A 9,142-nucleotide genomic window follows, 5' to 3' on the forward strand; every position below is an offset into this window, starting at 1 on the left:
GGGGCGGGCTGGTCGACCATGACGGGCGTGTCCGGGTCGGCCGGCGCAGACTCCGAGGCGGGGGCGGTGGGGGCGGGTTTGCGGGCGGCACGGGCCTTGTCCAGGTCGACCACGTCGGCGCCGTGGTCGGCGGCCATTTCGGCTTCCAGGCGGTTGAACAGTTCGTGGTCGTCGTCGGGATGCTTCACTGAGACTTCCTTCTCTCGCAGAGGGAAGGCGGGGCCTGGTCCGTCGCTGTAGGAGGTGTGCGGACGGCCCCGCCGGGAGTTCAGGCGGCGTACTGCTCGGGGTAGGCGCACGGCACGCACGTGCCGAGCGTCGGGGGGATGACGTAGCCGGCGTCACGCCGGCAGACCGGGCAGGTGCGGCGGGCGGTGTTGGCCTTGGCGAGCGCCGCCCACCGGGCCGGCGTCATCGGCCTTACCGGCTTGGCGAGGTCGATGCGGTAGAGGTAGGCGACCAGCGGGCCCCGGCGGCGGCGCGGCCGTTCGAGCTGCGCGGCCACCTGCTGACCACCGGGCCGCAGGCCACGGGCGCGCAGTTGGCGGCGGGTGGCGTAGCCGTCCGGGGCCAGGCGCCACCGGTAGACCGAAACCAGCGGGTTCGTGGAATCTGAAGACTGTCTTGTTGGGAACCCGCTCGTGGGGTGGGGCTCTCCTGGGTGGCGCAAGCGGGTTCGGGGAGCTCAGCTCACCCGTGTCCTGCCCCAATGCCGACGAAAAGCACTCGTGGTCTGGCCCGACGGCTGATAGAGATCGCAGATGACTAACGAAGATCTCGGTTCCCTGGACCGTATGCTCGCTGAGCGCTCATGTGAGCGTTTGGTCTTGGAACTCGTCCGAAGGCTTGATCTCGGCGAACCGAGCACGGTGGCCGACCTGTTCACCCCGGACGGAGTCTGGGAGTGGCCGCGTGACGGTCGTCTTATCGAAGGACGCGAAGCCCTTCGCCACTACTTCGGATCCCGGCCGGCGGACCGGCTATCCAGGCGGATGTGTACGAACATTCTGGTCACAGTTCACTCGACCAACGAGGCAACGGCCACGACCTATTTCGCAACTTACCGGGTCGATGGCTATGCCGAAGGCCTGCTTGTTCCACCCCGGTTGCCGGCAAACATTGGTCACTATGAAGACACCTTCCGCAGGACCGATGGTGTCTGGCTTCTGGCGAAGCGAACTCTGGTCCTGCCGTTCGGTGGGCCGACGGAGCGTCTCGGGGAGCCTGACCACGCTGGCAAGAGCAGCTGATCACCGCGACGCCGTCCTCCGCTTGCCCAGTGAGCAGCGTCAGACGGCGGCGACTTCCCGAATCCTGCATAGCATCGCAAGTTACCGGCCGTACTCGCAGAATCTGCCAGTTGCTGCGAACATCTCACGCGTACCGATCAAGGCTGATTTGAGGGCTCCTACCTCCCCACTTGCACCTCTATCGGCAGGCGCATCGCGAAGGAACCCGCGTGAACTCCAGTTGGCAGCGTGGACATCAGGCGACGCGCTTCCACGCGGCCCGCAGCCGGACCTCAGAGGCGGAGTGCCCGGCGGCCCGGAATCGGGCGGCCATGTCGCGGTACGACAAGGGTGGCGTCTGGCTGTGCCGGATGTCGTGAACAAGCGTGTCCAGCGCGTCATCCGACAGCGCAGGCGCCCCCGGTTCCAACGCCGGTACCGGGTCGGAGGGGCCCCACACGGGGAGTTCCCAGCGGGGTGTGACGCCGGGCGTGACGGCGGTCGTCACGCTGGTCAGCGCCCTGCCGGTCTCCTCGCCCTTGCGGGCGGTCTCCAGCGTCGACCACGCTCCAGCGAGCCTCTGCGCGGTATCGGCCTGGACGCGTGCGACGCGGGCTCCGGCTTCCGTCACGGCCGTCAACCGGGTCTCCTCGGTGGCCGCTTCCGCCCGCAGCCGGGCACGGGCCACGGCCGCTTCGTCGCGCGCCTCCTGCTGGATTCCACGGATCGCGTCCAGCGCGAGCGGGGTGAGTGAGGTGCGTTCCCACAGGCTGTGCACGAGCCATAGGGCCTTGGCCGCGATCGGCAGCCAAGCCACAGCCAGCCAGGCGCCGGCGGAGTGCTCGGCGGTCAGCGCATGCGCGACCAAGACGCCAGCGGCGAGAACGCCGAAGGACCAGCCGACCGCCGTTACGGCGCGGTTGTGGTCGCCCTGCGCGGCCAAGCGGCGTTCGTAGGCGAGGGTGGCCAGCCATCCACCGTCGATACCGAGACCGACGACCAGGGCGACCGGCCACGGTACCGCCGCCCCCAGCCACATCATGACCACCGCGAGGGTGAGCACCATCGACACGGCCGTCATCGCGACAGCCGGAAACACGGTCTTGGCCTTCACCGGACACCTCCCGCCGGGGCACGGTCGGCGGCGGGGAGGTCGGCGTACGCGGTCAGGACGATGACCGCGCCGGCGAACGAGCCCTCAGCCGCCAGGACGCGGGTGCGGCCGTCGCTCTGGGTGCGGGCGTCGACCGCGTCCGGCGCGATACGCAGCGCGGTGCGCCACTGCTCGAACGCGGCCAGGCTCTCGCACGAGGTGTCGTGGAAGGACAGCCGCAGCCGCTCCGGGTAGAGCGGGGAGACGTCCACGTCGGGGGCGGGCAGGCCGGGGAAGTCCACGGCCAGCAGTCGCAGCGTCCGCAGCGGGATGGCGAGTTCTTCCAGCGTCATGCCGCACCCCCGGGCATGCTCGTACCGGCCGCGCGGTTGACCAGCGCGACGCGGGCAGCGAGCGCCCGGCGCCGGGCCCGGCGGATACGCCGCTCGTCCAGCTCGCTCGGGGTGCGGTCAAGGGTGACGATGTGCGCGTCCAACAGGTCGACGTCCGCCAGGATGACGGGCATCTCCTGCTCGATCGCGTCCAGCTCTGCAGCGGTCGGTTCGATGAAGTCCGCGAACGCCGTAGCGGCGTCCTGGTATGTGACGATGTCGCTCATGGGTCGTGGTTCCTTCCAGAGAGGAACGGCCCGAACGCGGCTCCCGGGTGGCCCCCCGGGAGTCGCTTGCCGTTGGAGTCGGTTCCGGCTCCCCGCGCTCCCGTCCGTACGTCCTCACGCCATGCGCGGAACGGACGGGCGGGAGAGGCAGCCGGCCGCAGCGTGACGTGCTGCGAGCCGTGGCGGACCGTGCTTGCTGTCCAGGCGCCGCCGGCCGGTCCGAGCGGCGGCGCCCTTGTATGTCGTCGGTTCACGACCGACCTCCCGCGTTCGCAGGGACACGGCTTGCACCGGTGCTCCGTTGCCACGGGGCACCGGTCCCGAGCCGGTGAAGTCGGGTGCGTCATCGTCACTGCTCTGACGCCAGCAGGGCGGCCCACACCGGGCGGAACCCCAGATCAGGGGTCTTCTCCGGAGCCGGTGGGCTTGGCATTGCCGCCGACGACATCACCCGGTCGTCGCGGGGGCGGTCTCACTCTTGCCGCCACGTGCGTTGGGGCCCCGCTGTACTTCCCCACACCCGAGACCGGGTGGCGCCTGCCAGGCGCGTAGGGGGAGAGCAACGGTTCACCACGGTGGTTTGCCCCCGGACCCTCGCCCTAGGCACCTGCCGTGACCGCCGCTCTCGCGTCGGCCCCGCACGATCACTGTTCAGTTCTCAACTAACGGCCGCTTCCTTCGTACTCACCCCCAGCGAGAGCGGGGGCTTTCCTCCGTGCGATGCGATACCTATTTTACAGGTACCGCATAGGGGTCCGTCAAGTACAGCGACGCAATCTCTTCGTCTCGCGCCGGGACGTCTTGACGTATCTTCAGAATCGCGGCAGGTCAGGGGAGTTGGTCACCCCACTCATGGACAGCTCTGGGACTTCTAGCTACGGTCAAGAAGTCCCTAGACGTCCCACCGGGGGTGCAGATGTCGAACGAGCGCTTACGAACCGCTCTCCTCACCCGTGGCATGACTGTGCAGAGCCTCGCTGAGGCGATCGAGGTGAGCCCCAAGACGGTCGAACGCTGGATTACCCAGGGCAAGGTGCCGTACCTGCGTCACCAGTACGCGACGGCAGCGGCCCTCAAGGTCGACGTGACCATGCTGTGGGAGGACGGGCGGACCGTCGACAGTGCGGCGGACCTCACGAAAGCCGAGATAGCGATGGTCTACCCGCATCGCCACACGGTGCCTACTGGCCTCTGGCGAGAGCTGTACGGACGTGCAGAGCGAAACCTAGACGTCCTCGTGTACTCGGGTCTCTTCCTGTCTGAAGACCCGCTCTTCCATGACCTCGTGAGGGCGAAGGTGGAAGCGGGGGCGCGGGTGCGCATCCTGCTGGGGGACCCGGAGTGTGCGGCTGTCCGGCAACGCGGCATTGACGAGGGACACCACATCATGGACGGCAAGATCCGCAATGCCCTCGTGCTGTACCGGCCCCTCATGCGGAGTCACCCGGACGTCGGTTTTCGGCTGCACGATTCGACGCTGTACAACTCGATCTACCGGGCCGATGGCGAGATGCTCGTCAACCCCCACGTCTACGGCATCGGCGCCTACATGGCGCCCGTACTGCACCTGCGGCGACTCCCCGGCGGAAGTCTCTTCGACACGTACGCGAATAGCATCGATCACACATGGGAGAACGCGCGTCCGGTCACTGACCAGGACGTCAAGAGCATCACGGGAGCCTGACCATGGGACGTATCGACTACCTGCACGACCCGGACGCACCGCCGGCCAACTCGGTCGTGCCGTCCGTCGTTGCTTTCGTCCAGAACGACGCAGGGCAGGTGTTGATGATCCAGCGTTCTGACAACGGCAGGTGGGCGCTGCCCGGCGGTGGTCACGACGTGGGGGAGTCCATCAGCGACACGGTGGTGCGTGAGGTCTGGGAAGAGACCGGCATCAGGGCGGAAGTGGTCGACGTGTCCGGCCTCTACACAGACCCGGGACACGTCATGCAGTACGACGACGGTGAAGTCCGTCAGCAGTTCAGCATTTGCTTCCGGGCCCGGCCGGTCGGGGGTGACCTCCGAACGAGCAACGAGACGACTCAGGTCCGCTGGGTTGCACCGGCGGACCTGGCGACGCTGGACGTACACCCCACGATGCGGCTCCGGATCGAGCACGCCATGGACCAGACGCGCACGGCGCCTTACATCGGCTGAAGCTTGGCGGCGGCGACCCGTTCGAGGACGCGGCATGTGCATGCGAGGATCTCGGGTTCGGCACGCCGGATGAACTTGCCGATCAGGCTGTCCGGCCCGTAGCGCCCGGTGATTTCGTTGATCCGGTCCATGGGGTTGGTGGGGGTGCCGTCCGGGGTGGTGTTCATGTCGCAGTAGCAGAGCGCATCGTTCAGGTGCTCGCTCTCACGGGAGAACTCGCCGTCAAGCTCAGCCCGGTAGCCGCGCGCATCCGCCTCAAGCCACGAGCACGAGTGATGTGCGACCAGGTTGATGACGCGCTCGTCGGCGGCGGCCACGTCCCGGAGATACCGCGCGCCGTCCAGGGGATGAAAGCCTGTCTTGGCGAGATCCGGCGCGTAGCCGATGTCATGCAGGACCGCCGCTGCCTCCAGCAGGTCCGCGTCCTGATCGAGGATGAGCGCGATGGTCCGCGCCCTCTCAGCAACCCCGAGGCAGTGTTTCCAGCGTCGCGGTAGCGGCTCAGCGAGCAGCGACTCAGCCAGGGGATAGGCCCACTCCGTCAACGTCGACAAGCTACGAACGCCCCTCTCGCGCCGGCACGGCGCGGACCGTCCGCACCTTGCCCTGTCCTCCACCCGCCAGCACGCCGGCGGCTTCCAGCTTCTCCAGCGCCTTGGCCACAGTCGGACGTGACACCCCGAACCGTTCGGCCAGCACGGAAGCGCTCGGGAACGCCTTCCCTACTGCGAGCCCGTCAGTCGCGATGACCTCTGCGATTCGCTGATCAAGCGGGCGCCGGTCGACCGGCGCCCCCGCGCGTACGACTCGCCACCGCTCGCCCCGCACCGGTTCGGCCACGCCTTCCTGACGCAGTACGCCGAACGCACGCAGGGCGACCCCGCGCGAGACCTTGTGATCGCGCATGAGTTCAGCCAGCGACGGAAGCTCTGTCATGGTCGGGTCGTCTTCGATCTGCCTCTTCACTGAGTCGGCAATCTTCAGGAAGGTTCCCCGAGGGTTGGCCTGCTGCGACACTCGCTCTCCCTCTCCGCCGGGCAGTCGACACCATCGGTAAGCCTCCCACGACTGCCGGCCGTCGCGGAGGGGTCGCGCACAGCGGTGCGCACGGACGGTTTCAAGATCGAGACGAGACGAGATGAGGACGGCTTTGGCTGTCCTGGCACCCGTAGCCGACTGAGCAGCAGGTCACAGGTGTGCGGAGTAGCGATCTTGTGCAGACTGCGGGTTCCCTCACGCCTCGTGGTGTACGAGCTGAGCCACCGATTCGGGAAGATCTTGGATGACGTGAGTCAGACCGTTCGCTTTTCGTCGCAATAGGGAAACCGTCCACTCATGGCCCACCTGAAATGGTGTTGAAGACGTGACAATCGTCTGGAAGGACCGGGCTGGTGAGCTAAGTAGGTCAAACATCCGATTTCTTGTGTCGAAATCCACGGCCGCGGTAGCAGCATCAAGAAGGAGAATCGTAGGTTCGCTGCGCGCTTGCACCTCCCCGATTGTTGCGATTAGTTGCACAGTAAACGCATTCTGGCGCCCACCGGAGTGATATTCGAAAGGCCGTAAAATCGAGTCGCCGGGGGTACGAAAGGCTACTTGCTCTCCATCTATCGTAGTCTCCATTATGGCTTCCGCCAGGAAGTCCGGCATTCGTTCCACTGCGTTACGCACTACCCACTTAGGAATTCCTAGACTGCGGGCAAGGATTGTCAAATTCCCACTTCGGGTCGATCCCGGCTCGCGTACAGAGATTGTCCGAAATGGCCGCGGCGGGAAAAATGCCTCAACGCCATCAACTCGAAAAACTAGTGAGTGTTCTTCCGCTAAAATTTCAGCGATCCTCGGTTGAGGGTCGTACCAGTTGACTCTAGCGTTTATGCGCGGTGAAGGTTCGAGTCTCATCCTGGTAAGGATGTCGGGATCCGACATTGACTGTAGCAGTGACAGGAGAACCGTCTTTCCTGACCCGTTGTTTCCTATGATGAGGTTGCAGCGCGAGAACCGCACAACTGACGGTGCCAAGAGAAAATGATCGACTATATCCAGCGATTGGATCCACCCTATTGGTCTGGCGTATCCTCCCATTTCAAGTCGAGTTCGTGTCTCATGCCAGTCTTTCCAGCTTCGCAGCAGCGGGGCAGGATATGCATTCCCCTCATTGGTATCGACTAGTCTTCCGCATGTAGCACAGAGCCATATGCCGTTAGTGAGAGCGCTCCTCTCGGCAGGTGGCAAACCGCCTGTTCCGCGCGGGCCGCCGATCGCTGCTGCATAGATGTGCGCGCCCGTTCCGCTAATGGCAACATCGTCCCCCTTATCGCCGGGTCCAATTGTCAACGCTCCGCAATTTGGATTGGAGCATCGATATGCGGCTCGTTGGGCGAGGATGGTACGGCTCCTTGTGCTGAAATTAGCGCGTGCTCTAGCTTCTCCTGGCTCACTCGGCTGTCGCATTATTCTTCCCGCCCCTGCGTGTGGAGAATGTGCATTTTAACTAGGGCTCTCAAGGACTGTGGACCCCGGAGGAAGAATGGAACCCGGTGGGTCTAGAAACCTGCCTTCATCTACCCAGTATGAATTCCGCAACCTGCGATAGTCGAAATCGCTCCCTTGTGGAGTCTGCTTGACCATCAGGAACCCCTGATTCTCAAGCTCCTTTCTTGCTGCGGTCCATGTGTTGTGAGAAAGGCCATAGGAATCGCGCCGCTCCTTAGTGACATAACGTGGCTTTTTGTAGCCGCCCTGAGCTTCTATTAGCGCAAATAGTAGCGCGATTCCAGTTGCGCTCAGATGGAGAATCCAGCCGTGCCGCCAGAACTCGATGGGGATACCCACGTACCGTCCCTGAGTGCTTGCGCGGACGTATACACCTCCCGGCTGCTCGGTGGAGATCAATTTGATGGCTGGGGTATTTCCACGCCTAGGTTCCAATTCAATGAACCCGTTCTGACTCAACCACTTGAGGTTGCTGTTTACCCGCCTAGGCCCTGTATCGGAAGGTAAGGCGAGCATGCGTGCCCAGGCATGCGGAGCCGGTGGTTGTCGAAGGTCGTACGGCTTAGCCGTAGCCATCATCGTGATGCATAGATAGAGCTTGAGGCGGACCTCTCCTCCTCGGCCGCCCTGGATGAGTCGGGCAAGGGGCGGTCGTACTCCGTCGATTTGGGACCTGACGAACGATGGCGGAAATGGGACCTTCCCGCGCCGCGCAGCCCGGTCGGCCGCCTGCTCGAGCTTCCTGACCGCAGAGGGATACAGGGGGTTGGGCAAAGTCATCGACCTTCCTGAAGGAGAAACCGGGGGTACAGGGGTCCCAGGGGTACCAGGGGTTCCGGGGGTCCCTCCTTATACCTTCCCCTGAGAGCGGACACACGCTTCTGCTAAAAGGTCATTTTGCTACTTCACAGGCTCTCATGTGGTACATCAGGACGACAGGTAGTCTCCTTCAGTAGCGCTCATTATGCCCTTTGACCTGCGGTTTTGCCTCTGCCACCTTGGGATTGCCCGCCAGGGGAGGCGCTGGCGAACGAGGTCTCTCGGCGCAGAAGCGCTGAGGGGAGGAGATCAGGTGAACGGGAACAACTCTTCGCAGAAGGCCGTCTGGCTGGCGATCATTCTTCTGGCCAGCGTGGTTGGAGCTGTTGCCGCGGGTGTGCTCTTTCAGATGACTGGGGCCGCAGGGCCCGCGGTCGTCGGGGCCAGCGGTGCAACGTTCATGGGTACGGCCAGTCTCGGCCTGGCCGCGCATCGCTTCATGACGGAATGAGCGGATGGGGGCTTCGGTAGTGGACGAGGCGTGGACGGTGAAACGTCATCAGGATCACGCGACGGGCATCATCCGAGGTCAGAGGCTAGGCGGCCTGCTGGACGTGATGAGACTGTAAATCTGCCGGCTCAGCCTACCCAGGTTCGAACCCTGGCGCCGCCACGCGAGAACAAGAGGCCCGTGACCTGCGATATCAGCACGTGACGGGGCGCGTGTGATACGCCGGTATCTTATAAACATAAACGAGCCCACGAGAAAAAACACAAAATCGGTTT

Annotated in this window: 11 protein-coding genes; 4 read left to right on the forward strand and 7 right to left on the reverse strand. The window is 64.5% G+C overall.

Features of this window, described 5'->3' with window-relative positions:
* The coding region (locus tag ACWFRU_RS41995) for a hypothetical protein (RefSeq protein ID WP_453694103.1) at window positions 1-188 on the reverse strand (188 nt) is incomplete at its 3' end.
* An 80-nt stretch (window positions 189-268) separates the two neighbouring features.
* Entirely contained in the window at window positions 269-598 is a 330-nt protein-coding gene (locus tag ACWFRU_RS42000) for an RRQRL motif-containing zinc-binding protein (RefSeq protein WP_453694112.1), read from the reverse strand.
* 163 nt (window positions 599-761) lie between these two features.
* Between ACWFRU_RS42000 and ACWFRU_RS42005 the strand changes: the two genes are divergently transcribed.
* Window positions 762-1,250 carry a nuclear transport factor 2 family protein gene (locus tag ACWFRU_RS42005; RefSeq protein ID WP_073779629.1) on the forward strand — a complete coding sequence of 163 codons (489 nt, stop codon included), beginning with the start codon at window positions 762-764 and terminating at the stop codon, window positions 1,248-1,250.
* A 235-nt stretch (window positions 1,251-1,485) separates the two neighbouring features.
* Here the strand turns inward: ACWFRU_RS42005 and ACWFRU_RS42010 are convergent, their stop codons facing one another.
* The 3 genes from ACWFRU_RS42010 to ACWFRU_RS42020 are packed head-to-tail and all read right to left on the reverse strand — an operon-like array spanning window position 1,486 to window position 2,941.
* Window positions 1,486-2,343, reverse strand: coding sequence for a protein spdB (locus ACWFRU_RS42010; protein ID WP_453694105.1), 858 nt, complete (start codon window positions 2,341-2,343; stop codon window positions 1,486-1,488).
* Window positions 2,340-2,675, reverse strand: a complete 336-nt coding sequence (locus tag ACWFRU_RS42015) for a hypothetical protein (RefSeq protein WP_339152326.1) — start codon at window positions 2,673-2,675, stop codon at window positions 2,340-2,342. The genes ACWFRU_RS42010 and ACWFRU_RS42015 overlap by 4 nt, the downstream gene beginning before the upstream one ends.
* Window positions 2,672-2,941, reverse strand: a complete 270-nt coding sequence (locus tag ACWFRU_RS42020) for a DUF6284 family protein (RefSeq protein WP_339152325.1) — start codon at window positions 2,939-2,941, stop codon at window positions 2,672-2,674. The genes ACWFRU_RS42015 and ACWFRU_RS42020 overlap by 4 nt, the downstream gene beginning before the upstream one ends.
* Before the next feature lie 916 nt (window positions 2,942-3,857).
* Here ACWFRU_RS42020 and ACWFRU_RS42025 point away from each other — a divergent pair.
* Window positions 3,858-4,625, forward strand: coding sequence for an XRE family transcriptional regulator (locus ACWFRU_RS42025; protein ID WP_339152324.1), 768 nt, complete (start codon window positions 3,858-3,860; stop codon window positions 4,623-4,625).
* 2 nt (window positions 4,626-4,627) lie between these two features.
* The gene (locus ACWFRU_RS42030; RefSeq protein WP_453694108.1) at window positions 4,628-5,101 is read left to right on the forward strand and encodes an NUDIX domain-containing protein; all 474 of its coding nucleotides are present in this window, start codon (window positions 4,628-4,630) and stop codon (window positions 5,099-5,101) included.
* Here the strand turns inward: ACWFRU_RS42030 and ACWFRU_RS42035 are convergent.
* Together ACWFRU_RS42035 and ACWFRU_RS42040 are read right to left on the reverse strand one after the other, a co-directional pair.
* Window positions 5,089-5,655 carry an HD domain-containing protein gene (locus ACWFRU_RS42035; RefSeq protein WP_453694110.1) on the reverse strand — a complete coding sequence of 189 codons (567 nt, stop codon included), beginning with the start codon at window positions 5,653-5,655 and terminating at the stop codon, window positions 5,089-5,091. The genes ACWFRU_RS42030 and ACWFRU_RS42035 overlap by 13 nt on opposite strands.
* A gap of 1 nt (window position 5,656) precedes the next feature.
* Window positions 5,657-6,118 carry a GntR family transcriptional regulator gene (locus ACWFRU_RS42040; protein ID WP_339152321.1) on the reverse strand — a complete coding sequence of 154 codons (462 nt, stop codon included), beginning with the start codon at window positions 6,116-6,118 and terminating at the stop codon, window positions 5,657-5,659.
* 2,551 nt (window positions 6,119-8,669) lie between these two features.
* Here ACWFRU_RS42040 and ACWFRU_RS42045 point away from each other — a divergent pair.
* A complete protein-coding gene (locus tag ACWFRU_RS42045; protein WP_339152320.1) occupies window positions 8,670-8,867 on the forward strand; it encodes a hypothetical protein in 198 nt (65 codons plus the stop codon).
* The last annotated feature ends 275 nt before the right edge of the window (window positions 8,868-9,142 follow it).

It is taken from the genome of Streptomyces sp. NPDC055099, assembly GCF_053607685.1.

What these genes read in the sequence shown, in the direction of transcription:
- ACWFRU_RS42015 (WP_339152326.1), bottom strand. Translation starts at nt 2,675, where the DNA reads ATGACGCTGGAAGAACTCGCCATCCCGCTGCGGACGCTGCGACTGCTG.
- ACWFRU_RS42030 (WP_453694108.1), top strand. Translation starts at nt 4,628, where the DNA reads ATGGGACGTATCGACTACCTGCACGACCCGGACGCACCGCCGGCCAAC.
- ACWFRU_RS42020 (WP_339152325.1), bottom strand. Translation starts at nt 2,941, where the DNA reads ATGAGCGACATCGTCACATACCAGGACGCCGCTACGGCGTTCGCGGAC.
- ACWFRU_RS42025 (WP_339152324.1), top strand. Translation starts at nt 3,858, where the DNA reads ATGTCGAACGAGCGCTTACGAACCGCTCTCCTCACCCGTGGCATGACT.
- ACWFRU_RS42005 (WP_073779629.1), top strand. Translation starts at nt 762, where the DNA reads ATGACTAACGAAGATCTCGGTTCCCTGGACCGTATGCTCGCTGAGCGC.